Annotated in this window: 22 protein-coding genes; 8 read left to right on the forward strand and 14 right to left on the reverse strand. The window is 63.2% G+C overall.

The features are described 5' to 3' along the window. The first annotated feature begins 75 nt into the window (after nt 1–75). From hrpD5 to E1748_RS03740, 4 genes are all read left to right on the forward strand, one after another. A complete protein-coding gene (gene hrpD5 / locus E1748_RS03725; RefSeq protein ID WP_133645794.1) occupies nt 76–1,131 on the forward strand; it encodes an HrpD5 family protein in 1,056 nt (351 codons plus the stop codon). 17 nt (nt 1,132–1,148) lie between these two features. Then, nucleotides 1,149–1,415: a type III secretion system protein gene (locus E1748_RS03730; RefSeq protein WP_240766293.1), complete on the forward strand. Its 267-nt coding sequence runs from the start codon at nt 1,149–1,151 to the stop codon at nt 1,413–1,415. Nucleotides 1,416–1,518: 103 nt separating this feature from the next. Next, entirely contained in the window at nt 1,519–1,725 is a 207-nt protein-coding gene (locus E1748_RS03735; RefSeq protein ID WP_240766295.1) for a hypothetical protein, read from the forward strand. 105 nt (nt 1,726–1,830) lie between these two features. Then, nucleotides 1,831–2,286, forward strand: a complete 456-nt coding sequence (locus tag E1748_RS03740) for a type III secretion system chaperone family protein (RefSeq protein ID WP_133645796.1) — start codon at nt 1,831–1,833, stop codon at nt 2,284–2,286. On the opposite strand, the gene E1748_RS03745 is transcribed toward E1748_RS03740, so the two are convergent. Continuing rightward, nucleotides 2,283–3,203 carry a LysR family transcriptional regulator gene (locus E1748_RS03745; RefSeq protein ID WP_133645797.1) on the reverse strand — a complete coding sequence of 307 codons (921 nt, stop codon included), beginning with the start codon at nt 3,201–3,203 and terminating at the stop codon, nt 2,283–2,285. The two genes, E1748_RS03740 and E1748_RS03745, sit on opposite strands and share 4 nt — an antisense overlap. Before the next feature lie 102 nt (nt 3,204–3,305). Between E1748_RS03745 and E1748_RS03750 the strand changes: the two genes are divergently transcribed. Continuing rightward, the gene (locus E1748_RS03750; RefSeq protein WP_133645798.1) at nt 3,306–4,238 is read left to right on the forward strand and encodes a carbon-nitrogen hydrolase family protein; all 933 of its coding nucleotides are present in this window, start codon (nt 3,306–3,308) and stop codon (nt 4,236–4,238) included. Nucleotides 4,239–4,376: 138 nt separating this feature from the next. After that, the gene (locus tag E1748_RS03755; RefSeq protein ID WP_133645799.1) at nt 4,377–5,342 is read left to right on the forward strand and encodes a carbon-nitrogen hydrolase family protein; all 966 of its coding nucleotides are present in this window, start codon (nt 4,377–4,379) and stop codon (nt 5,340–5,342) included. 75 nt (nt 5,343–5,417) lie between these two features. Here the strand turns inward: E1748_RS03755 and E1748_RS03760 are convergent, their stop codons facing one another. The 4 genes from E1748_RS03760 to sctC all read right to left on the reverse strand — a co-directional run bounded on the left by E1748_RS03760 (nt 5,418) and on the right by sctC (nt 10,566). Beyond that, a complete protein-coding gene (locus E1748_RS03760) occupies nt 5,418–6,800 on the reverse strand; it encodes a type II/III secretion system family protein (RefSeq protein WP_133645800.1) in 1,383 nt (460 codons plus the stop codon). 3 nt (nt 6,801–6,803) lie between these two features. Continuing rightward, entirely contained in the window at nt 6,804–7,580 is a 777-nt protein-coding gene (locus tag E1748_RS03765; RefSeq protein ID WP_133645801.1) for a response regulator transcription factor, read from the reverse strand. Between the two features lie 52 nt (nt 7,581–7,632). Beyond that, on the reverse strand, nt 7,633–8,682 hold the full coding sequence (locus E1748_RS03770; RefSeq protein ID WP_133645802.1) for a sensor histidine kinase: 1,050 nt from the start codon (nt 8,680–8,682) through the stop codon (nt 7,633–7,635). A 90-nt stretch (nt 8,683–8,772) separates the two neighbouring features. After that, complete coding sequence (gene sctC / locus E1748_RS03775; protein ID WP_133645803.1) at nt 8,773–10,566, reverse strand: type III secretion system outer membrane ring subunit SctC; 1,794 nt, start codon at nt 10,564–10,566, stop codon at nt 8,773–8,775. A gap of 113 nt (nt 10,567–10,679) precedes the next feature. Between sctC and E1748_RS03780 the strand changes: the two genes are divergently transcribed. After that, nucleotides 10,680–11,780 carry a type IV pilus twitching motility protein PilT gene (locus E1748_RS03780; protein WP_133645804.1) on the forward strand — a complete coding sequence of 367 codons (1,101 nt, stop codon included), beginning with the start codon at nt 10,680–10,682 and terminating at the stop codon, nt 11,778–11,780. 74 nt (nt 11,781–11,854) lie between these two features. Here E1748_RS03780 and pilV read toward each other — a convergent pair whose 3' ends face one another. The 9 genes from pilV to E1748_RS03825 are packed head-to-tail and all read right to left on the reverse strand — an operon-like array spanning nt 11,855 to nt 22,291. After that, on the reverse strand, nt 11,855–13,552 hold the full coding sequence (gene pilV, locus E1748_RS03785) for a shufflon system plasmid conjugative transfer pilus tip adhesin PilV (RefSeq protein ID WP_240766296.1): 1,698 nt from the start codon (nt 13,550–13,552) through the stop codon (nt 11,855–11,857). Then, complete coding sequence (pilM, locus tag E1748_RS03790; protein WP_133645805.1) at nt 13,549–14,025, reverse strand: type IV pilus biogenesis protein PilM; 477 nt, start codon at nt 14,023–14,025, stop codon at nt 13,549–13,551. Before pilM ends, pilV begins: the two co-directional genes overlap by 4 nt. A gap of 31 nt (nt 14,026–14,056) precedes the next feature. Further along, the gene (locus E1748_RS03795; protein ID WP_240766298.1) at nt 14,057–14,686 is read right to left on the reverse strand and encodes a type 4 pilus major pilin; all 630 of its coding nucleotides are present in this window, start codon (nt 14,684–14,686) and stop codon (nt 14,057–14,059) included. Between the two features lie 34 nt (nt 14,687–14,720). Then, nucleotides 14,721–15,797 (reverse strand): type II secretion system F family protein, encoded by a 1,077-nt coding sequence (locus E1748_RS03800; protein ID WP_133645806.1) that lies wholly within the window; start codon nt 15,795–15,797, stop codon nt 14,721–14,723. Beyond that, complete coding sequence (locus E1748_RS03805; protein WP_240766300.1) at nt 15,787–17,634, reverse strand: GspE/PulE family protein; 1,848 nt, start codon at nt 17,632–17,634, stop codon at nt 15,787–15,789. The genes E1748_RS03800 and E1748_RS03805 overlap by 11 nt, the downstream gene beginning before the upstream one ends. A 6-nt stretch (nt 17,635–17,640) precedes the next feature. Beyond that, complete coding sequence (gene pilP, locus E1748_RS03810) at nt 17,641–18,255, reverse strand: type IV pilus biogenesis protein PilP (RefSeq protein ID WP_133645807.1); 615 nt, start codon at nt 18,253–18,255, stop codon at nt 17,641–17,643. Further along, nucleotides 18,245–19,513 (reverse strand): type 4b pilus protein PilO2, encoded by a 1,269-nt coding sequence (gene pilO2 / locus E1748_RS03815; RefSeq protein WP_133645808.1) that lies wholly within the window; start codon nt 19,511–19,513, stop codon nt 18,245–18,247. The genes pilP and pilO2 overlap by 11 nt, the downstream gene beginning before the upstream one ends. A gap of 22 nt (nt 19,514–19,535) precedes the next feature. Continuing rightward, nucleotides 19,536–21,287 carry a PilN family type IVB pilus formation outer membrane protein gene (gene pilN / locus E1748_RS03820; RefSeq protein WP_133645809.1) on the reverse strand — a complete coding sequence of 584 codons (1,752 nt, stop codon included), beginning with the start codon at nt 21,285–21,287 and terminating at the stop codon, nt 19,536–19,538. After that, on the reverse strand, nt 21,287–22,291 hold the full coding sequence (locus E1748_RS03825) for a toxin co-regulated pilus biosynthesis Q family protein (RefSeq protein WP_133645810.1): 1,005 nt from the start codon (nt 22,289–22,291) through the stop codon (nt 21,287–21,289). Before E1748_RS03825 ends, pilN begins: the two co-directional genes overlap by 1 nt. 1,398 nt (nt 22,292–23,689) lie before the next feature. Between E1748_RS03825 and E1748_RS03835 the strand changes: the two genes are divergently transcribed. Then, nucleotides 23,690–24,715, forward strand: a complete 1,026-nt coding sequence (locus E1748_RS03835; protein ID WP_166653497.1) for a polysaccharide lyase family 7 protein — start codon at nt 23,690–23,692, stop codon at nt 24,713–24,715. Nucleotides 24,716–24,922 lie beyond the last annotated feature (207 nt).

Genomic DNA, 24,922 nt, shown 5'->3' on the forward strand with positions numbered 1-24,922 from the left:
CTGAAGTCATCGAAATCCGGGTAAGGCGGCATCGGCAGCCAGCCCGGACCGAAAAGGCTAACGGGACCCACGAGCATGAAAGCGCTGAGAGTACTAACCGGCACCCACGCCGGCGCGCAAATCCGCTTGACCGCCGGCACCTACCGACTGGGCGCCGACGCTGACGCCGATATCTGTCTGAGCGACTGGCAGGTCGAGACGCTCGAGGTGACGCTCGGCGAAGAAGGCGTGACGCGGCTGCGCCTCGGCGGTGCGGAAGAAGTGCTGCTCGCGGACTTCGTCGCGGTGCCGTACGGCGACGTGGTGTTCTGCGTCGGTCCGGACGAAGGCGAATGGCCGCGCGATCTGGATCTGCTCGCCGGCCTGTGGAAGACCGCCGAACCTGAGGTGGCCACGGTGGAAGTTTCCGCCGATGCGAACGTCGTCGATAGCGCTGAAACCACAGCGGCAATCGAAGCGGCTGAAGGCTTACACGCGCAGCTGGACGCTCCGCAGGCATCGCGCCGCAAGGCGATGCGCACCGCCGGCGTCGCGCTGGTGTGTACCGCACTCGTCGTCGGTGTGCTCGCGACCGGTGTGATGCTGGCAGGCTCGCAATCGACCGAAGCCGCGATGGTCCGCTTCAATTCGACGACGCTGTCCAAGCAGGTCACCGAAGCGCTGCATCGCGCGGGGCTCGTCGATCTGACGGCCAGCCCGCGCGGCAACAAGGTGGTCGTGAGCGGGATGGTCGCGACCGGCGACGAAAGCGAAGCGGCACGCCGCGTGATGGACGACCTCGCGAAAGGACGCTCGCTGCGCGAGTACGACGTCGCGCAGCAGGCGGTCGACAACATCCAGCAGTCGCTCGGCGACATCGGCGCGCGGGTCGACTACAAAGGTCACGGCGTGTTCCGCATCAGCGGCACCGTGACCTCGATGAGGAAGTTTCAGCAACTGCTGGCCAACGTCAAACCCGACCTGGACAGCAACGTCAAACGACTGGACGTCGACGTGAAGGAAACGCGCACGCCGGTTCCGTCGATCCGGTATGCCGCCGTCGTGTCGGTTGGCAACCTGCATTACATCGAAACGCCGGACGGTACCAAGCATCTGCTGGACACGACCGGCACCAGCAAGGAAACCGACTGAACCTCAAGAGGATGATCATGACCATGTACGACGCATTGCTCCCTATCGCGCAGGACCTCAATTCGCTCGACGCGACGCTCAACGCGCCGGACAGCCAGCAGCGCATCGCCCGGATCGCCAGCGCATTCGACGAAACCGCGCGGCGCATCAGTTCGGCGACCCAGGGCGCGGCGAACGATCACGAACGCACCGAGTTGCAGAAGCTGTACCGCGGCATGATCGCCGCACGACGCATCGTCCTCACGCTTCACGAACGCCACGGCGAACGCGGCGTACTGGTGTGAGGTTGCGAAGCGCGGTCGCGCTTCGGTAACCGGCAGTAGCTGTACTTTTTCAACCCCTTGCAGCACGTTTGGCTTACTCAACTTTATTTTTTGGAGAATCATCATGAGCAGCATTGCAACCCAAGGCGCCAATCAAGCCGCTGCCGGCAACGCGGACATGGTCGGCCAGATGCAGAACATGGCCAACGAAAACAACGCGATGACGATGGCCAGCATGCAGATCAACATGCAGCAGCAGATGACGGCGGCGCTCGCGTCCGTCGGCAACAACGGCGCGAAGAACATCGCCGACGCCGCGAAGGGTCAGTAAGCCCGGCGTACAGCCAGGCTGCATGCGCGGGTTGCGGGACCGGAGAGCAGGTGGTGGTATCCGGTCCCGTAACCATTCCCACCCTGTCTTTCAGTCAGTCCTACCATGAGCCGGGAACGATACGAGGAACTGGTGCGCGAGGTGTGCGAGGTCGTCGACCTGCCGGACGCCGATTACGTGCTCGAAACGAGAACGCTCGAAATCGAAGGATTCGACGTTCGCCTCGAAAACTACGACAACGACCCGGGTTCGCTCTACGTCAATTTCCATTACGGCGCGATCACGCCAGGGCGTACGCTCGTCGTGTTCAAGCTGATGCTCGAAGCCAACCTGCTGATCTACGCGCAGGACCAGGCACAGCTCTGTCTCGACGCGGATACCGGCAGCATCGTGCTGCTCGTGCACGTGCCGATCACCGACGATCTGACCGGCGACTATCTCGCCGAGCTGTTCGCGCACTACGCGGAACACGGCCGTTACTGGCAGACGAACATCGTCGCGTCGTCGGATGAGATGTTCGAAGGGATCGTGTCGGGCAATTTTATGTGGTTGCGGGCTTAGGCCCAACGGGCAATGTCCGCAAAACATTCGGTGATTGCAGCATGAACCTTGACCACCGCCGAATCGCGCATTGAACTCGTGCGCCACCCCAATTCGATCGGATAGTCGGGTAGTTCGATCGGGCAGGCCAGAAGCCGGAGTCCGGTGACCGCGGCCATCGCCTGCGCGGCATGTTCCGGCAGCGTCGCCACTGCACGTGAGCCCTTCAACAGAAAGGGCAATGCAGCAAAGTGAGTCGTCGACGCGACGACATTGCGCTTCAGGCCAAGGGCCGCCAGTCCTTCATCGACAATCCCGACCACCCCTCCCGACGAGATGAGGATGTGCCCTCTCGACACATAGTCGTCGAGCGTCAGGCCATCGGCTCCGATCTGCGTGTCGTCCACGAGGCACGCGTAGTTGCCTTCGCCCAGAATTTTCCGACTCAGTCCACGCGACGCAAAGCCTCCTGCCGCGATCGCCAGATCGATTTCCTGATTGGCCAGCGCGTCGCTGACGATCTGGCTATGCGTTTGCCGGAAGATGATCCTGAGCCCCGGTGCGCGACGTTCGAGCCAGTCGATGATCGGTCGTCCGAGGGCAAGCTCGAAGTCGTCCGACAGTCCGATCGATACCGCGCGCCCATGGAACGTCGTTGCATCGGGTGACGCGATCGCCAGACTCTGCCGGCATTTGTCGAGTGCGTCGGTGATGACCGGCTTCAGCTCGCGAGCCCGCGATGTCGGTGCCAGTCCACGGCCGGTCCGCACGAAGAGTATGTCGGCGTACACCTCGCGCAAGCGCCGCAGCGCCGCGCTGACCGCCGACTGGGTCAGGTCGAGACGGATCGCTGCCCGGCTGGCGCCACCTTCTTCGAACAGCGCTTCGAAAATCTTCAGCAGATTCAGATCGACTGCGGAGATATCAAATTTATTCATATTGAAAAGTTCCGGCACGCATTCCCAGACCTCTATTGACACGCAAACATAGCGGACGTCAACAACCTGATTAACCTGATCAACCTGATGGAGACTGTCACCGTGCCTAAATCGAAAGTTGCTGCGTTGCAGATCGGATCGTCCGCTGCCGGTAAGGCGGATACGCTGCGCCAGATTCTTGCGTTCGAAGAATCCATTCGCGCGTCGGAAGCGAAACTCGTCGTCATGCCCGAGGCGCTCCTCGGCGGTTATCCGAAGGGAGAGATTTTCGGCACCCGGCTCGGCTATCGCCTGCCCGAAGGTCGCGAAGCCTTCGCCCGCTACTACGAGAACGCGATCGATGTCCCCGGCGAAGAGACCACCGCCCTCGCCGACTTCTCCACCCGCTGCGATGCGTCGATTGTCATCGGTGTGATCGAACGCGACGGCAACACGCTGTATTGCACTGCGCTGTTCTTCAGTCCCGGCGAAGGTCTGGTGGCGAAGCACCGCAAGCTGATGCCGACCGGCACCGAGCGACTGATCTGGGGTATGGGTGACGGCTCGACGCTGCCCGTCGTCAAAACCGGTGCCGGCGTCGCGGGAACGGCGATCTGCTGGGAAAACCACATGCCGCTGCTGCGCACGGCAATGTACGCGAAGGGCGTGCAGGTCTGGTGTGCGCCGACTGTCGACGAGCGCGACATCTGGCAATGTTCGATGCGCCATATAGCCCACGAAGGCCGCTGCTTCGTGATCAGCGCGTGTCAGGTGCAGCCGTCGCCGGCGCAGCTCGGCATTGAAGTGCCGAGCTGGGACAAAGATCGACCGCTGATCAACGGCGGCAGTGTCATCGTCGGGCCGCTTGGCGACGTTCTCGCCGGGCCGCTGCGGGGCGAAACCGGTCTCGTGGTCGCGGAAATCGACACGGACGAGCTGACGCGTGCCCGCTACGACTTCGACGTCGTCGGCCACTATGCGCGGCCAGACGTGTTCTCGCTGTCTGTCGACGAGCGACGCAAGCGTACCGTTTCGTTCACTTCGGACGAGCGCTGATTCGAGTGGCTGGCCGCCGCGCGCTCGACAAATGCGCAATCCTGGACAAGACGTCGATCCCTTCCTTGCTTATCGTAGCCGGGCGAATATGCACCCATCCACACTACGGTCAGATCGTTTCGAATCAGGAGGCAGGAAGTGTCTCAGTCCGATAGCTTGAAAGTAGGTCTCGCGCAGATCTCGTCGGTTCTCCTGGACAGGGAGAAAACGGCGGCGAAGATGATCGCTTACCTCGAACAGGCGGCCAATCAGCAATGCGAATTTGTCGCTTTCGGTGAGGCGTTGCTGCCCGGCTATCCTCATTGGCTTGCGTATACGGACGGTGCCGCGTTCAATTCACGCGTGCAAAAGGAGATTCACGAGCGGTATATCGCCGAGTCTGTTTGCATTGAGAAAGGCGGACTCGACTCCATTCGCGAGGCTGCGGCGAAACACCGGATAGCGGTCATGCTGGGCTGTATCGAACGGCCGGAGCAGCGTGGCGGATACAGCCTGTATTGTTCGCGCGTCGCGATCGATGCGAACGGTGAAGTCCTGTCAGTCCATCGCAAACTGATGCCGACCTACGAAGAGCGGCTAAGCTGGTCGCCCGGGGACGGGCATGGTTTGCGCGTCCATCCAGTCGGGCCATTCACAGTGGGTGGCCTGAATTGCTGGGAAAACTGGATGCCTTTGGCACGGGCGGCGCTCTACGCTCAAGGTGAGGATCTGCATGTCGCGTTGTGGCCGGGCGGACTTCACAACACGCACGACACCACCCGATTCATCGCAAAGGAGGGGCGGTGTTACGTGCTGGCTGTGTCCGGTGTGATGCGTCGGGATGATATTCCCGCCGACTTCCCTCACCGCGATCTTTTTATCGCCGGCTCGCCCGAGATTCTGTCGAATGGGGGATCGTGTATTGCCGGTCCGGACGGAGAGTGGATCATCGAGCCTGTCGTCAACGAAGAGCGATTGCTCGTTGCCACGCTCGACCGAGGGGCGATCCGTCGCGAACGGCAAAACTTCGACGTCGCGGGTCATTACTCACGACCCGATGTCCTTTCGCTCAACGTCGACAGAACCCGGCAGCAGATTGCTTATTTCAAGGATACCGGGGAGTAACGCCGCCATCGGATGATCGACAGACAGGCCACTCGTCGTGCTGGAGTGGCCTGCTTCAGACGCCTGCGCATCACCTCACGCCGCGATACGCGGAATCAGCAGCACTAGCCGCTGCGGCGCATGCGGATCCGCATCGTCGGACGAAGGCGCCACGATCACCAGGCAGTCGCCCGGCGCGAGATTCGCCGCGACGATCCGCTCCGCGCCCGGCTTGCCTTCGACCACCGGTGCCGCTCGACCGAGATCGACACGCAGGCCGATCCGCTGATACGCGGCGTCGCTATCGAGCGTCGGTTGAACCGACAGCCACAGATCCATCGACGCATCCGGCACATCGCCTTCGCGCACCGCGAGCCGTGCTTCGTGCCGATCGATCACCGCCGGCGAGCGATCGACCGTGAGCGCAGTGCGCGACACTTCGGTATGCGCGCGCTTCGCCTGCACGAGCGCGTGAAGGCGATCGAGCAGATCGCGGCCACCGTCGGGGGCGGTCGCGAAGTCGGGCGTCGCGGAGGGTGTTGCGGGCGTAGCAGACGCCGCATCGTCCGGTGCGGCCGCGTGCAACGGCAACACGTCGCCCAGTTCCGCGAGCGCATCGCGATCGACGTCGACGACCCACGTCTGCAACGACACGAGTTGCGGTTGCACGTCGAAATCGGCGACCAGCATCGCATCGCCGTCGATCCGCTCGGGCTTGTCGCGCACGAGCACGGAGTTCGTTGCCGCGTCCGCTTCGATCACGGGCAGCGGGGCGGCGAATTCGACCGCCGGTATCGCACTGCCGTCGATCCTGCCACGCCGGAAACGGTTCGCAAGCCGTGTCGCGACGCCCTGCACGACCACGTTGCGACCGTCGATCGAACGGACCTGATCTGCTGCAATCGCCGTCTTCAGCCGCAACACCTTCACGGCGGTACGCGTGTGATCGCGTGCATCGAGTTCGAAATGCTGTGCAGCGGTGCGCACGCGCTCGATATACGACGCCGGCCCTCTTACGCCGACCGTGCCGTTCGCCGTCTCGATCTGCAACGGAAAATGCGGATCGCTCGCGCCCGCATGATCGAGCGCGGCGGCCAGCGCGAGCGGCGTCATGTAGTTCGGCCGCATTTCGAGAATCTGCTGATCGGCGCTGGGCATCACTTCGATCGTCGTGCCGTTGTCGTACCAGACGAGACCGTACGACGCGCACAGCATGTCGAGGAACTGTTGCGGCGGCATATCGAAGCGGCCGCGCACTGTTCCATTCACGTCGCCGCTGACCTGCAGCTGCAGGTTCTGTCCTTCGGCGAACAGCCGCAACGTTTCGGCGATGCTGCTGCCGTTCGTCATGTAGACGAAGCGCGTGCCCTGCCATACGACGCCGGCCGCGTGTGCGGTGTCCGTCATGCTCAGGCCGCTGCACGCGAGCGCGAGCATGCCGGCGAGTAACGTGCGATGCATCGGGATCCTGATCGACATGGATTATCGGGCCCGCGTAACGGCCGGGCCTGGCTTGTCGCCGGGCTCCGCTTCGCCGCGCGCCGCGCCGTCGGGCTGCAACGTCAACCGGTAGCCGGTCGCATACACGGACTGCACGCTCCAGCCCACGCCCGCTGCCTTCAGGTTGTTGCGCACGCGGCTCACGTACATATCGACCGAACGGCTCTGCACCGCCGCGTCCCAGCCCCACACGACGCTCATCAGATCCTGACGCAGCACGACCGCGCCGAGGTGCGACGACAGATGCCACAGGATGTCGAATTCCTTCGTGCCGAGCTTGTGCGATTCGCCGTCGGCGGTCACGAGCGAACGGGCCTGCTGGTCGAGCACGCAGTCCTCGACGATCATCTTGCGGCCCTGCACGTTCGCCGCGCCGAAGCGGCGCAGCAGCGCACGTACGCGCGCGAGCAGCACCTGACGGTCGAACGGCTTGACGAGGTAATCGTCGGCGCCCGCATCGAGAATCTTCACGATGTCGGTTTCCGCCGAATGCACGGTCTGGAACAGCACCGGCATCGTCGACTGCGAGCGGCCGCGAATTTTTTGCAGCAGCTTGTCGCCGGACACGCCGGGAATGTCCCAGTCGAGAATCGCGAGATCCGCCCAGTTGTCGGCCAGATACTGCTGCGCTTCCATACCGTTGTGAAACGAATTGATCTGGTAGCCCTCGGTCTTCAGCCACGAAACCATCAACGCGTGATGTGCCGGGTCATCCTCGACCAGCAGTATTCGCACCGGTCTTCCTGACATCAGTTTCATCGTTGAAACTCCTTCATGTTGAGACCCGCGCGCATCGCTTGTTACTTGCGCGCTACTTGCGCGATGCGTGCAGCGCCCGGTCCGCATCGACGAGCGACGAGCCGCCCGACGAACGCACCGAAGCCGAATTCAGACACGGCAGCCGCAGCACGAACGTCGTACCGTTGTCGTCGTTCAGTTCGGCGTGCAGCGTGCCGGCATGCAGCTCGACGATCTGCACCGCGAGCTTGAGACCTAGGCCGAAGCCGGTCGCACTTTTCTTGCCGAGCGCGTCGAAACTGGTCAGCCGGCCGCCTGCTTCGCGCAGACCCGGCAAACCGCCCGCGCGATCGTTGACGATCACTTCGACGAAGCTGTCGCGATGCCGCACCGACACCGTTACCGCATCGCCGCGCGGCGATGCGCGCACCGCGTTGTCGATCACGTTCTGGATCGCGCGCGCGACGAAATTGCGCATCCCGTTGACCCATGCCGGCGATCCATTCGGCAACCACAGTTGCAGCGGCACGCCGTAGTACGTCGCGGTCACCTCGAGCTGCGAGATGATCTGCCGCACCGTGCTGCGCAAGTCGAAACGTTTGAAATCGCGCGCGTGCAGATGTTCCGTGACCGAGCTGAAAATATATTGCTCGCCGAGCGACAGCACGTACTGCGCAAGCTGCGTGATCTGCTGCATCCCGCCGCAGCGATCGAACGCTTCGTGATCGCTTTCCTCGAGCTGCGTCAGCGCGTTGATCGAATTCAGCGGCGAACGCAGATCATGCAGCAGGAAACGCAGCGACATCGCACGTTCGTCCACCGAGCGGCTGAGCGGCGTCACGTCGCTGACCGTCACGACCATTCCGAGCACGCCGTTCGCAAGCGAGTTGCCCTGCACCCACAGCGTGGTGTCCTCGACGTGCAGATCGAAGCCGCGCTCGAAGTCCTCGCGACGCACCACCTCGGTCATCTCGAACTGATCGCCGAGCGCGGCGGCCAGATCGGCACCGACCGGCACCGTCATGTGCAGCAGCGCGTCCGCGCGCGCGCTCGCATCGAGCACGACACCGCAGCTGTCGAGCGAGATCATCCCGCACGGCATCCCGTCCAGCACTGCACGCATGCGCCGCGTTTCCGCAGCAGACTTTCGGGCTTCTTCATCCACGCTGTTGGTCCTTTTATCCTTCCCGATTTTAATTTCGGGTTCGGACGACTACGGGGTAATGACGCGCGGCGACAGCAGGAACAGCCGCTCCATGTGATTCTTCGTCCGGTTGTCGGTGCGGAACAAGGCGCCGAGCAGCGGGATTTTCGACAGATACGGCACGCCGGTCACGCCGCTCTCGTCCGTGTCGGCACGATAGCCGGCAATCAGCAACGCCTGTCCTTCGTTGATGAACGCCTGCGTGTTGATGTTGCTCGTCTGGATCACCGGCAGGTTGCCGACGGTCTGCGTCGTCGACACTTCGCCGTCCTCGATCGCGACGTCGAGCTTGATGCGCGTCTGGCCATCTTCCTCCAGCACCATCGGCAACACGCGCAGCGAGATGCCGGTCGAGATGCTGTACAGATCGCCCGACGTATAGCCCTGCACCGGCACGAAGAACTGCGTCTTGTTGTCCATGATCGCCTCGATGTTGTTGACGGTGATCACCTTCGGACTCGCATCGATCCTCGCGTTGTCGGACTGCTGCAACGCCGACACGCGCGCCATCAGATAACGGCCCGCGTCGCCGAGCACCGCCGCCATCGACAGCCCGACCGGCGACGCCGCAGCCGCGACGTTGCCCGGCAACGTCGTGTTGCCGAACGACTGCGTGAGGTTGCCGTTATAGCCGTTCTGCGTGCTCGTGCCGGTGCCGGTCTGGATATCGATGTGACTGTTGTGCGCGGTCCAGTCGATGCCGAGCTGGCGCAGCGCATCGTCCTTGATCTCGATGATGTGCGCTTCGATCTCGATCAATTGCGGCTTCACGTCGAGCCGCTGGATCAGCGTGTCGTACTGCGACATGCGATCGGCGGTATCGCGGATCACGACCGAATTCGTGCGCTGGTCGGCGACGATCACCGGCAGCGTGCCGTCACCGCCCTGCGCGGGCACGCTCGACGCCGGCGGCGGCGGTGTCTGGCCGATCGCCGACTGCAGTTGCGGCGACGGCTCGCCGCTGAGTCCGGCGAACATCCCCTTGTTTGCCGCTCCGCCTTGCGGCAGCGGCGGCGGCACGTACGGGCCGTTGTAGGTCTGTCCGTTCACGTCGGTCATCGGCGCATTGCGCGTGACGCCCGAGCTGCGGCCATCGCCCCGGCCCCCGCCGCCTTTCTCCTTGTCCTTTTCCTTGCCGGCATCGGGATGGTAGAGATTGTTCAGCACCGACACGACGCCCGGCAGCGTCACCTTGTCGCCTTCGAGCACCACGGTACGATCCTGCGCCCAGCCGTGATTCAGCGGGAATACGCGGACCATCGTGCCGGTGCGGCGCTGTGCGTTCGTATCGATGCGCTCGGCGATCTGCTGGACGAGCTGCACGTAGCGCGGCGGTCCGCTAACGATTGCGGTGCCCTGCGTCGAATCGTAGGTGATCGGGAAACGGTCGTCGGCGATCTGCATTTTCGCGAGCGTGTCGCGCAGCGACTCGGTACTCGCGCTGTCGAGCTTGATCAGCGTGCTCTGCAGATCCGACGACGCGACCACGTTCAGCACTTCGCCGTCGTAGTACCACGCGAAGCCGAACGACGCGGCAAGCGTGTCGAGAAACTGGCGCGGCGCGAGATGGAACTTGCCGCTCACGGTGCCGGTGACGCCCGGCGAAATATTCGTCGCAAGACCCTGGCTCGCGCCGAAATCGCGCAGCACGTCCTTGATGTCCTTGCCGTCGGCGGCATAGTCGATCGGCGCCGAGCGCAGCCGTAACGGTGCCGCGTCCGCGTGCGGTGCGACCGCGAGTGCGAGTACCAGTGCACACGCCGTGCTGACGACGACGGTATTCAGGGTTCTGCTCCACTTCATGATTGCCATTGCGTGCCTGACCGGGTTAATTGCTAAAACAGGGAGCCGCATTCGATACGTCGCGAGCGATTTCGTGTGAGAATTTCCCATCTGCCCATACGACAGGCTTCGACATGAATACCCCTCGATTCGAACGGCGCGACCTGACGCGCGAGATCCTCGACCTCATCGATCTGCGCCAGGTCTTTACCGACATCCACATCGAACAGGACCGGCCGATCATGATCAAGGCACCGCGAGGCTGGCTCGCGGTCGGCGAGGAACCGGTGCTGCTCGAGGAAATGGTGCCCACGCTCGAATCGATCGAACCGGATTGGGAAGAGGTGATGCAGGACGGTGCGATCGACCGTCCGTTCGTGCTGACGCGTTGCCGTCTGCGCTGCAACATCTACCGCACCTACGGCGGCCGCAAGCTGGTGATATCGATTCGTCGTCTGCCGCTGCAGCCGCTTGCACTCGACAAGCTCGGTCTGCCTGCTTACGTGCGCACGATGATCGAGAGTCCGAAGGGTCTCGTGCTGGTCACCGGTCCGACGGGTTCGGGCAAGACCACGACGATCGCGTCGATGCTCGATTACATCAACCGCACGCGCAACGGCCACATCGTGACGATCGAAGAGCCGATCGAATACGAGCTGGAGAGCCACACGTCGATCGTGTCGCAACGAGAAGTGCCGACCGATACGCCGAGTTTTCCCGCCGGTTTGCGCGAAGCATTGCGGCAGAAGCCGGACGTCATCATGGTCGGCGAAATCCGCGACCCGGACACTGCCGAAACCGCGTTGCAGGCCGCCGAATCGGGCCACCTCGTGCTCGCGACGATGCACACCGGCAGCGCGGTCGGCACGCTGACGCGGCTGCTGTCGTTCTTCCCGCCCGAGCATCGCGAACGTTATGCGGCATCGCTCGCGAATTCGCTGATTGGTGTCGTGTGCCAGTGCCTCGTGCCGACCCAGGACGGCGAGAATTTCGTGCTCGCGAGCGAACTGCTGTTCAACAACAACCAGCAGATCAGCGCGATGCTGGTCGATCCGTCGAAGCTGCCGCTGATCGGCGACTTCCTCAAGCGCAAGCACGACAACATGTCGCGACTGCTCAACGAGCATCTGGCGAGCCTCGTCGCGAAGAATCTCTGCACGCCGCGCGACGTGATGCGCACCACCTACAACCGGATGGAACTGCACGACCTGCTGCAGGCCATCGTGCCGCGTTGAGCGCGGCAGCGGCGGCGGTGAGAGCAGCGCAGCGGTGACGGAGGGGGCGTTCATCGAGGGGCGTTTGCGCTTGCTCAGTAGTAGGTGTTGACGGTCCAGCCGGCTGCGACTGGGGTGTTGGCGATGAACGTGCTGTTCTCGCCGCAGTAGCTGCTGGTCCACGGTGTCGACAGGTTGTTGTAGGTTGCCCAGTTGGTCGTCACGACGACCGAGTAGGTGCCGACCGGCAATGCCTGCGTGAGACTGTTGTTGATGCCGCCCGAATCGTCTGTCAGCGTCGGTGTCTGGCTCTCGGTGTGCGCGAGCGAATTGTTCGAGTTCTGCGGGTACACGTCGACGCTCTGCGACATCTGCGCCCGCGATCCCGCGGGAGTCGGACAGAGGCCGTCGTTCATGTGCGCCCACGACACCACGACCACCGCGCCCGGTTTGTCGAGCGTGACCGAGATGGTCTTCGGATACGAATAGGTGCCGTTCGTCTTGTTGAACACGAACGGTGCCGCCTGGTAATTGCTCCCCGGTGCACCGTCACAGTCGGGGTAGTCACCGGCGCCCGGCGATTGCATGATCATCACGCAGCCGTTCACCGGCTGGCCTGGTGTGATCTGCGATTGATCCTGCCACTTGTAGGTGTTATTCGCCGTCTTCTGGCACGACACGACGATGCCGTGCGTGTCGGTGCTGACAAGCGTCGTCGCACTGGTGGAGTCCGGCGTCGGGCAGGGGTCACCAATCGTATGCGTGTTGCCGAGCTGGAGGTCGCCGTTCTTGTCTACGGCGAGCGCTTGCCAGGTCGTACCGTCATACACATACGCGCGATTCGTCGCCTGCGACATCATCATGTCGTTGGCCACGGCGGGCTTATTGCTTGCCGAGAATATGGCGTCCTCGTTCGCCAGCGCGCCGCGCCAGCGAAATGCGGGCTGCGGTACCCAAAGAGTGCCGTTCACCGTTGCCGTGCAGTTCACTACGTTACCAAGCGCGTCGGTCCCAATCGCACCAAGCGCATTGCAGGTTTGATAATCGGCTTGCGGTGTCGGCCCAAGCACAATAGGCACCTGCATCGTATTTGCCTTCGGATTGCCCGGCACCGATACGCGGTATAGATAGTCTGAATTCTGTGTGGCTGTAGTGCCGGAATAAACCTGGCTCGCGAGGTGTCCGACGCCGGTCAGCTTCGTGCAAGCACCCGTTGGCTTCGGCGCGGTCCACGCGCCGTACGCACCGATCGCCGAGCCGTTCGTGTTGTTGGTCGCGGGAATCGAACCGCCGCCTTGACCTGAGTTAGCTGCGATGTAGCCGAGTTCGGAATCCTTGATTGTCGTGCCGCCTTCGGTGACGAGCAATCCGCTCAGCGTGCCGTCCGACTGTTTCGTGACGAGCAGACACGGCGTCTGTCCGTACGCGTTGGTCGACCGCATGCCGGCGGGCAGGAAACTCGCCAGTTGATAGCCGCCGCCGCTGAACGGCACGATCGTCGGCGCCGCCAGCGTCAGCGCCGACACATTCGTTTCTATCAGTTGTTTCGCCGCCGCACCGACCTGCTGTTGATACAGCGCGGCCTGCTGCCCGCGGGTGTCTTCGAGCGATGAGTTGATCATCGTCGCCACGCCCGCGAGCATCACCGCAGTGACCGCGAGCGCGACGAGCACTTCGATCATCGTGAAGCCGTGCGCGTGACTGCGTGCAGCGCCGCGCCCGACGCCGCGTCCGAAGTCACGCTTGATGCCATGCGCGTGCATGCGTCGGGCTTGATTGAACGTGCCCGTCATAGGTAAGCCTGTGCCATCCACACCACCGCGCCGTTCGGCACGGTCGCTGCAATTGCATCGGGCAGCGGCACCGCCGGATTGCCCGGCGACTGAATGCTGCCCGCCTGCGCGATACCCGCGAGCGCCGACCCTTGCGCCATCTGCTCGACATCCAGCGCAGCCGTGCCCGAACTCGCCGCCGTGCCGTAGATCACCACCACACTGCCGGCCACGCCGCCCGCATTCGGCTCCACGTAGTTGCGCAGCGAAGCGGTCTGCGTGCCGGTCGGTAGCGCGAGACCGCCGACCGGCACCTGCCCCTGAAACGCAGGGTTTTTCTGCGCGTACGCAACCACCGCCTCGCGATAAGCACTCATGCTCAACGCGAGGTTCATGTTGACGGGGTTCGGGGTAGACGACAGCGTCTGGTTGTCGAACAGCGCGTACGCGCCGGTCAGCATGCCTAACGTTACGATCACCCAGATTGCGTACATGGTGGAGGGTCAGGGATGTCCTTGTGTGTGGTTAGACGGAGGTCCAGAGGATCAAGTTGTTAGCAACGTTGCAAGCCGCCTGCGCAGTGGCAGGAGTGGGCGGCAACGCCACTACCGTTCCGTTGACCGAGATCCCCGTCCAGCTACCACCAGCCGTCACTGCATTAATGCACACAGCCGCCGGAACGTTGGCATAGCTGATCGTGAACGTCCCTGCACTCGGCGAAGCAATAAGCACAGCACCGCCCCAGTTATCCGTCGCATTGTTGGCGGCATCGACCGGCACAGTGCTCGGGAATACGCCCGCAGCATGTAGCACTGAGTTCGAGATATCCGTGTAGCCCGTCGTCTGCCCCATATACAGCTTCTTCACCCCCGCCTGAATCGCATTCACCTGCTCGGCCAGTTCGTTCGTGCCCGCACTGCTGAACGCACCGTTCAACAACGCGACCGCACCGATCACGACGATCGCCGCGATCCCGAGGTACGCGATTGCTTCCAGCAGCGACGCGCCGCGCTGCGCCCCGCGTGCCTTGCGAAGCGCGCGGACTCCAGGCCGTGTGCCGTGCCCGGAAGCCAGTTTCACCATCTGTTGCATGTCGATCTCCTTGATAAACACAGACATCCGCTGCCGGCAGGTGCCCCGCCCGCCCGGCTTCATGCAGCCCGACCCGCATGACGATTGAATACCGCGTTCAATGCATCGAACGGGACAAAGCGGCAATTTCCTGCTGAATTCCGAAAAAACCGGTAATCAGCCACGACAGAACCAGCGCGAGCGTGACGATCGCCACGCCGTTCACAATGCGCATCTGCGCTTCGATCACGGTCACGCCTTCCTGCATCCATTCGTCCGCGAGCGACTGCAGCGCGTCCGCGAACCCCTTGTATTCCGCATAAATGCACAGGTCGTCGACGATTTCCGTCGACGGGAATCCGTAGCCCGTGTTCTTCATCGCCTCGCCGACGTTCAGCCCGGACTTCACGCCGAACAGCATGTCGTCGATGCGCTGGCGCAGCCACGGCTTCGCGTTGTCCGCGAGACGCGTCAGCGATTTCTCGACGGTAAAGCCCGCCGATTGCAGCGACGAAAATGCAACCAGAAAACCGCAGCCCACGATCAGCCGATACACCGAGAACGGCGGAAAGCGATCGAATATCACGCGCGTGTTGCCGGACCAGCGCGGCATCGAGTAGAACAGCCCGATGACCGCCAGCACCAGCGCGATCACGCACCAGATCATCCCGCCCTGCACGAAGCGCGACATCGTGTACAGCGAATGTGCGACGCCGTGCCAACGGTCCGCGCTGACGATCGTCTCGAAGCGCGGAATCACCAGCTTGCCGAACAGATACAGATAGCCGATCGTCATCGCGAAGATCACAACCGGGTACGTGAGCCCGCCGACGATCGCAAAACGAATGCGCCGCTGCGACGTCACGACATTGCTCACCATGCCCAGCGCGACTTCGAGACGGCCCGACTGCTCGCCGGCCATCACGATCATCTGCTCGGTGTGCGGCACCCACCATTGCATCGCTTCGGACAACATGCCGCCGTTCTGCACGACGCGGCGCCAGTCGGACAGCGTCAACGCTTCCGGTTCGTTCGGCTTGCGGCCTTCGTGCGACGCGCGCAGTTCGAGTTCTTCGAGCACCTTCAGCAGCGGCAAGCCGTTGCTGATCATCTTCGCGATCTTGCGATACAGCCGCAGCCGCGCCTGCGTCGTGAACTGCAGGCGCGCCCAGGTGCGATGAACGTCAATGGCCATGACCTTCCCCGCCCGCGACGAACAGACTCCGCTCGGCGTCCGGCGCCGGCGGCAACGGTCCGACGATGCGCTCGGCCATCCGCGGATCGACGAGCCCTGCCGCGACCTTATCGACCGCGTGCTGCGCGACCGTCTGGCCGCCCATCTCGCGCAGCCAGTATTCGTGCGCAGCGCTCTTGCGCCCTTCGCGCATCAGTTCGCTGAACACCTGATCGGTGCGGATCACTTCGGCGACCACCGTGCGGCCGATCGTGCCGCTCGAACAATGCTTGCAGCCCGCGCCCGCGCAGCGCACCTGGCTGAAGCGCGTGCCGACCGCGCGCATCACGCGACCGACCAATGCGGGGTCGAGCGTATGCATCACGTCGGAGAACGGCAGCGCGCAATGGCGGCACAGCAGCTTCACGAGACGTTGACTGATGAGGCCGGTGATCAGCGTTTCGTCGGTGACCATCGACAGCGGCAGGCCGAGATCGGTCAGACGGTCGGCGATTGCGATCGCGCTGTTCGCGTGCACCGTCGTCCACACCTGGTGGCCTGTCATCGATGCGCGCAGCGCGCTCTGCGCCGACGCGCGATCGCGCATTTCGCCGATCATGATCGTGTCCGGGTCGAGCCGCATCGCGTTCGCGATTGCAGCCGCGAATGCAAGCGAGCGCGCCTCTTCGCTGTTCGCATTGACGACCGGCGTCTGCACGGCGCCGGTGATCGGATACTCGACCGGATCTTCGACGGTGATCACGTGAATCGAGCCAGCCATGTCGCGGATCTGGCCTGCGAGCACGCGTTGCAGCGTCGTCGATTTACCGGAACCGGTCGGCCCGCTGATGATGTTCATCCCGTGCGGCTGCTGCTTGAGCAGCTCGATCATCTCCGACTGCCGCGCGGTGAAGCCGAGGTCTTCGAGCGCGGCCGCTTCGCCCGCGTCGTTGTACAGCAGACGCATCACCATCACGCTGCCGACGCTCGTCGGTGCCGTCGCGATCCGCACGCCGAACAGCCGCTCCGGCAGCTTGTCGCGATCGCCGATGCTCGCGTCCTGACGCTCGGTAGGCTTGTACGTGTTGTCCGACACGCTCGCCATCGCCGAATACAGCGTCGCGAGCAAGCGTTCGCCGTATTCGCGCGTCTGCTCGCTGATGCGCACCAGTTCGTTGTGAATCCTGAACAGAATGTCGGTGCTGAAGCGGTTCACGCGGATGTGGATGTCCGATGCGCGCTCCGCTGTCGCACGCGCGATCAGGTTCTTCGCGACCACCTGCATCTGCGTGTGATCGACGCGTTCGCCAGTGCCGTCGCGACGCTGCCCCTGATACGAGCGGCGTACCGCATCGAGACCGACGAGCCGCGTCGAGTAGCGATAGTTGAGCCGCTCGAGCCGCGCGCAGTACGACAGCACGAACGGGTTCATGTCGTGCCCTTCGGCGACGAGCAGCGTGCCGTCGTCGAGCAGACACAGGAACTTGCGCTCCTCGGCGCTCGCCGCGTATTCGCCTGCATCGGACAGCGGCCGCGCGGTCGCGCGCGGCGTTTCCGCGCGCGCGGGGACGATGACCGGCAGGATCGCCGGCACGACGGGCGGCTCGCTCGACGACAGAACCGGCACTTCCGCAGCGGGCGGTGCGGGCTGCACGGCTGCGGTAGCGGCGGCGGTGCTAGTGGCAGGGTCAGTCTTGCCGCCGTCGGACTTCTGCGCGAGCGCGACGGCTGGCGACAGCAGCGGCGTCACGACGGGTAGGCTCGTCGATACCGCAGCCGACGAGGACGGCAACGCCTGAGTCTTCAGCGACGCGAGGCTCTTCCTGAGCAGGCCGCCGGAATGAAGCGGGGAAGCCATGGTTGCTTACCTCCCTGGCATCGGAATCGTCGGGATCGGCGGCGTGCCCATCGACATGCCGGTCGGTCCGCCGGTCGCGACCATGCGTGCATCGCGCACGCGCGTCGCGGACACGGTGAGCGTCGTGCGCATCCCGTGGCTGTCGATCACCACCGCGCCCGGGCGGATCGACACGACACGCATGCCGTTCGGCAATGTGTCGCCGGCATGCACATCGACTTCGCTGCTGTCGTTCACGTTGAGCGTCGCGGACATCGCACTGCCGAGACTCTGCGTGGCGACGACGGCGATTTCGTCGTTGGTGACCGCGCGTCCCATCTTGCCAAGCGCGTCCTGGCGCGCGGCCACTTCGGCCTGCGCTTCGAGCTTCTTCAACTGCGCTTTCAGAATGACCGTGTCTTCCTGCAGTCCCATCAGTTCGCGCGACGCGGCGAGCGCGGCCGGCGACGGCGTCGTATCGGCCGATGCATTCGCCGGCGCTTTCACGGGCGCAGCGCCGGATGCCGGGGTGCTGTCCGGTCTCACCGTGAGCGGCGTGGACGCTGCCTGCGCGCTGGCCAGCACAGGCCACGCGACGCAACAGACGAACGCCAGCATGCATAGCAAACGGTCACTTTTCATATACCTCTCCTTCAATGGACCACTGCCCCGGCTTATACGACATCTTGTCCAGACGCACACCGGGCTCGTCCAGATAATTCATCAGGTTGCGCGGCGACAGCTCGCCGAGCTCCGCCGAAAAATGCCAGACCTGCCACGGCGGCGCATCGGATGCGGACTGCCCCGGCGGCCGCTGCAACGTGAAGTGCAGCGGAATGCCGAGCAGCTGGAACGCGGACAGCAGACGGATGCGCACGCCGTGCACGCCGTCGATCGATTCGTCGCCGCTGGGTGCCAGCTGGAACGGCGCCACGAGCGACGCGTGATCGCCCGATGGATCGGCGACCGCGTGCGGCTCGGCGGCAAGCAGGATCGCGATGTTCGAGTCGTTGCGCGACCAGCTGTACGACGCATTGGTCGGACGGCACACGTATTCGTCGAGCTGCCAGCCTCCGGGGCCGACCATCTCGAAGTGATCGAGGCAGTAGCGCACGAGCGTCGACGGTTTCGCGACGCTCGCCCACGGATGCGGAGCCGGCGGTTTGCTGAGCGCCTGAACCGGATGCAGCAGCATCTGCTGACGCGCGCTTTCGAAAGCGCGTTCGCGTTCGAGGTTCTGCCGGTACGAGCGGTACCACAGCCCGCCGTACACGGCGGCGCCGGCCAGCACCACGGCACCCGCGATGATCGCGAGCCGGCGTTGCTGCGACTTGCGCGAAACCGGTACGAGGTTCAGCCAGCCCGGCAGACGCAGCCGGCCGCCGCGCCGCGGAATCATGTCCTCGATTCGGCGCGGATAGAAATTGTGGAAGCCCTGCGACTCGATGCTCGGGTCGCCGATCACGACGTTCCAGCCACCGAGGCTGTAGTCGCCGTGCAGGCGTTCGAACACTTCGTCGCTGGTGCCGATCCAGTCGCCGTTCGGCAGGAACGCGCCGTCGCGCACCGCGAAATACGCCCAGCGTCCGTCGGGCAGACTGAATGCGCCGAGCCAGTTCGGCGCGGGTTGTTGACGGCCGTCGTAGAACGCGCCTTCGGTCGCGATGGTTTTCGACACCAGCGCGCCGAGCGACGGCAATCCGAATTGCGCGCCCTCGCGCGTGCTCGCGAAACCGGCGCCCGCGAAACTGCGATCGATGCGCAGGACCATCGCATCGAAGTTGAGGCGGGTCGCGAGCTCGATCGCTTCGGCGCGCAGTTCGTGACGGCGCGACAACGATTGCCAGAACAGACCGCACACGAAACGGTAGCGGTCGATCTGGATGATTTGCGTTGCCATGAGCGGGTCGGTCCGTGCGGAATCAGGCGCCGTTCATCGTCACGGGCGAGATCAGGATCACGATCACCTCCCTCGAACGCTGTGCGGTGAAGCCGCCGCCCAATGCGTAGTTCGCGGGCGAACCGATGCCGCTCTGATTGCCGTTGTCGACGACGCCTTCGTAGCCGCCGATCATCAGCGTCTGCCCCGACTTCATCGAAATGCGCTGCAGGAAATTGCGCGTGTCGACGGTCGGCAACTGGATCTGTTCGCCGTTGGTCGCGGTGGGATTCGGCGGGAACGACTTTAGATCGGTCAACGACGAGATGTTCGTATAGAACTGCATCATCACCGTACCGTCGTCGAGGATGTGCGGCAGCAACGTCAGGTTGAAGCCGGTCGTGACCGTGCCCGCCGTCAGCGACGTCTGCGTGCCGACGTTGAGCGTGGCCGTCGTCGAGATCTGCGCGAGATAACCCGTCTGCGTCGCGACCTGCACCGGTACCGGCTGGTCGTTCAACGTCGTCACCGAGGCGGACGTCTTGCGCCGTACCGTGCCCTGATCGGACAGCGCGCTGATCACCGCGCTGGTCGCGTTCGCGCGACTGTTCGGCGACAGCACGGTCGCCGAGACGGTACCGTTCGGGCCGGTCGGCGTACCGGTCAACCCCGAGAACACGCTGTTGCCAAACGTGAATCGGGTGCCGAGCGCCTGATACACAGCAGTCCAGTTGATGCCGTAGCTGTCGTCGGCCGACAGCGTCACCGACAACACCGTGACGTTGATCAGAATCTGCCGGGACAACACGCGGTTTTCCTGGTCCATGAACGAGCCGACGCGTTCGAGCACGTCCGGCGTATCGGTCACGGTGATCGAACCGGTCGCCGGTGAAGGTACGACTGAGCCGACCGGCGACAGCATCGCCTTGATGCCGGCCTGCAGACTGGTGTACACCGACAGCGTGGCGTTCATCGACGTGTTCGCGGTGTTGTCGGATGAGACCGCCGGCCCCGAGCCGGAGCCCCCTCCGCCGCCGCCCGCCCCGCCGCCACCACCACCGCCGCCGCCACTGCCACCGCTCGTCCCGCCGCTATTGGTCGCACCGCTGTTCACAAGCGTTTCCAGCTTCGAATCGCCGGGCAGCGCGGACACCTGATACACACGCGTATCGGTGTAGTAGAGAACGATCGCGCCGTCCTGGTACTTCCAGTAGACACCGAAGCGCGCGGCCGCCGCATCGAGCAGACCGCGGAGGTCGCCGTGCGCATACACGATATGCACCGCCCGTCCTTCGCCCGATGACGACCCGCCGCGCGAGCCTCCCGGCAGCGGGCTCTGCAACAGCCCGGTCGGCAATGGCGGCAGGCCCGGGTACGGCGCGGCGCTCGGGCTCGCGCTGGTCATGAGGCCACCGCCTTGCGTCGCATTCGCTGCTGCATCGTCGGCACCCGGCGCAACTTTCACCAGCATATGCGTGAGACGCGTGATGCGATCGGCGAACGCGCGCAGCGAATCGACCGTGCCGTCGAAGCTCGCCGGTTCGTTGAACACGCCGGGCAACGTCGTCGTTTTGGCGATCTTCAGCGTATTGCCCGAGAGCCACAGCTGATCGCTGACGATGACCGCATCGGTATCGTGCTCGCGATTGTCGCCGTGATGACTCGCGTCGAGCAGATTCTGCGAGCGCGAAAGATCGGCCTGGCTGTCGTGATGAATGCCTTGCAGCAGGCCGGTACAACCGGTCAGCAGACAGAGCGAAACGCCGAATGCGGCGACATGCTTGAGTGCGCGCATCAGCTTGCTCCCTTTGCGGTGATCCGCAACACGTGGTTGCCTTTGTACATGAGTGCCTGGATCGGCACTTCCGAATGGCTCAATGCATCGACGACCGAATGCAGCGCCTGTTCGAACGTGCCGTGGATCGTCGCGGACGCGTCGATCGAGAAATCGGTCGGCACTGCCCAGATGAATTGCCAGCCCGCTTCCTTCGACCAGCGCGCAAGCGCATTGCGCACGGAGCCGTCGGACTGGCGCAGATCCCAGACTGCGATGCCGGAGTCGGTATTGGTGTCGGTCGATGCGGGGAGTGCAGCAGCGGTTGCGGGAATGGGTGTCGGTGCGAGGCCCGATGACGGCGTCGAGACGTCGACGGTGAGCGGCATCGGTTGCGGTTGTGGACTCGTTTGACGGGATTGCGCAAGCGTTTGCTGCGCAGGAGTTTGCGCCTGCGTTTGCGTTTGATTCTGGGTTTGCGCCTGCGTCTGCGCTTGAGCCTGCGCTTGAGTCTGCATTTGCGCCTGGACCGCATAGGGTTGCGGCTTCGTCGACGTAGACGATGTATCGGCAATCTGCGCTTTCGATGCAACGGTGTAGCCCGTGGACATCATCGCGGGTGCCGCGGTGGACACAGCAGTCGGTGCAACTGCGGGGGCACTCGTGCGCGCGATACTCGATGCATCGGGACGCGGCGATGTGATCTGCGGCGCAACCGGCGGTGTCGTCGGCTGCCATGCGGGTGAAGCCGGTCGCGTCGACAGCGGTGCAACCGCGCTCACGGTGACGAGATGCAGATCCGTGTTCACGCGCGCCTGCAACGCGCGATTGCCCGAGAGGATTTCGCCGAGCGCATCGACGAACGATTGATTGCCGCGCCAGCTCACGGGGATATCGGCCCACGTACCCGCGTTCGGCACGTTGACGCTATAGCTCGGCGGCACGATCTGTTCGAGCGCGCGCAGCAACGGTACGGCGTGACCGGCCGCCCTCACTTTATCGCCTGCATGCCGGCTGCCGTCCACGACCACCTGTGGCCCCGGTGCCGCGGCCCGAGCGTTCGCTGTCCACGCACAGCATAGGGACAGCGCCACCCATACTCCCGCCGTTAGCTTTCGCATACCGTCTTCGCCTTCTCTTCTCTCTTGCCTTGTTTTCGTCGTGCCCCGGGCGAGCGCTTATGGCGCGCGCAGGAAGACCTGGCCGCCCCCACGCCATGCTGCTCTCTCAGGTTTATTCTTGACGCGCCCCGTCTGGCGGAACTGCGCCGAATGCATCACGCGAACAAGCCCACTCGTGGGATGCAGCTTGATGAAATCCTATCTACCGTGCAGACATGTTCGACGATACGAATTCAGGCGATCGATACCCCACCCGGATTCGCGGAATTCAAGAGACCCATGTTTCGGCACAACACTGCTTCTATTACCGAGAACACCTGGCTCGCGAACAATATTCCCCATGACAAAGGATTCCGCTTGTTGGCAAATTGAAAGTAAATTCTCAGAGGTCAAAACGGCCTCTTGGTCGCGTTTACGGCAGCACACGCCATACCTTTAATAGAAGCGATAAAGATCGACGTGTGGTTGCTCCAAAAAATATCCGATAGAAATACGCTGTCAGCAAGAGTGTGATAGGCGCAATGCAACTCGCATGCACAACCGTTCGTCACCACCACGACAGCACACTCATCGACCACGCTGCGTCGAGATCGCGATCATGCACGAGCCGAGCAAATCGTGCTGCGACCACTGCATGATCGTTGCGCGGATCATCCCGCTTTTTTACGCGCTATATGCGCCGTACGCTCACCGCCGGAACCGAACTCCCGACGGACAATAATGCAGAAAAAAGAGAAAAGTAATCACTGATAAGTCGGAGAGTAAGTCAATTCCGAAGCGTATGCGTATTAGCTCAAACGCAGCACTCACGAATCGCGGACCCAACTCAAACGCACACAGTCAATATGTTCTCAAAAGCGTAATGCCAAATGATGACGCAAGCGATGACGCAAGCGAAAAATTCGCGTGCGGCAGCAATATCGGTATTGGCGTGTCGCTGCGCATCGGCAGCGGAAAATGGGAGATCGCATTGCCTTCATTTGCGAAGACCCCCAGGCAAGTGACAGTGTCGTGAAACGGTTTTATTTTTTTAGTAACCCGAAACAATTTTCTGCTCGCCTCGATCGCGACTTGCACCTGTCGTGGAACGACGACCGGCCGCGTTCGAACACACGCGACTGCACAGTAACGCAAACGGTGACGCACGCGTAGGTCGTGCATGTGTCTGCTTCGCATCGCGCGACAAAATTTCCTGTGCCCCTGACACCGTGCGTGCCGCGACTCTTACAGTGGCTTACGTACCGCCGACGTTCGTCGCGTCGCGCGGCTACGCATATCAGCGTCAACTCTCGGAGAGGGGTCATGTCAGGTCTTGGAATCCAGAACAACTATTCAGTGAATCCGACGGATTACCTGAATGGTTCGAGCGGAGTCGGCAATAGCAGCGTCAACATGCAGCAACTGATGATGGAACTGATCCAGGAAATCCTGCAGATCCTGAATCAGAATCAATCGGGCTCGGGTGGCGGTACGCCTGCCATCGGTGGTGGCGGAGGCGGTGGAGGCGGCGGTGGTTTTCCGTCGATGCCTTCGCCTGCTGCTGGCGGCGGTGGTGGGGGCGGTGGCGGTGGTAGTTTCGGCGGTGCGCCGACGGTCGGCAGTGGTAGCAGCGGTGGTGGCGGTTCTGCACCTGGTGGTGTGTCGTCCGTACCGGGCACGAGTGCGCCGGGCAACGGGCCCAGTTCGGTGAATCTGTCGGGCTTCGGCAGCCTGCAGTTGCCGTCCGGCAGCAACGGTCACGTGGACACGGTCGGCGCGGGACAACTCGGCAGCTACAACAGCCAGTACTTCAAGCACAACGGCGACGGCTCGATCACGATGAGTGTGCCGCCCGGCGGCGGCGCGCATACCGCGCACTCGAACTTCCCGCGTTCGGAACTCGAGGAAAGCGGCTCGTGGAAAATGTCGAGCGGCACGTCGACGCTCAGCGCGACGATGTCCGTCGATAAACTGCCGCCCGACGGCGACGTCGTGATCGGTCAGATTCATCAGAAGGTGTCGAGCGGAAAGCCGCGGCCTCCAGTCGAACTGCACTACGACAAGGGCAATATCGTCGCGAGCGTGATGGACTCGAACTCGCCGAACGCGGGACGCCACAACGTGACGATCGCAACCGGCGTGAAGCCCGGCGAGAAGTTCTCGTACAGCATGCAGATGCAATCGAACGGACAGCTGAATATTTCGGCGGCCGGTCAAAGCAAGTCGATCAAGATGGACTCGAGCTTCAACGACAGCAACATGTACTTCAAGGCGGGCAACTATTGCCAGGACCCGGCAGGCGGCAGCGCCGTGACGGCCTATGGCCTCAATATCTCGCACACGCATTGATTGAAACAAGGGAGGCCGCGCTGCATTGAACGTGCAGCGCGGCTGTACGCATGCCGGCATGAAAGGCCGCGTATCGCTCGCACTTCAACGTGCACGCGATACGCGGCCTTTTGTCGTTTCACTTCGCTCAGGCATCGCGTCGATCGCGCGGCATCGAGCACCTGGCGAGCGAAGCATGAAACACATGCACCCACCACTGCAATAACG

It is taken from the genome of Paraburkholderia flava (assembly GCF_004359985.1).
GTDB classification, from domain to species: Bacteria; Pseudomonadota; Gammaproteobacteria; order Burkholderiales; family Burkholderiaceae; genus Paraburkholderia; species Paraburkholderia flava.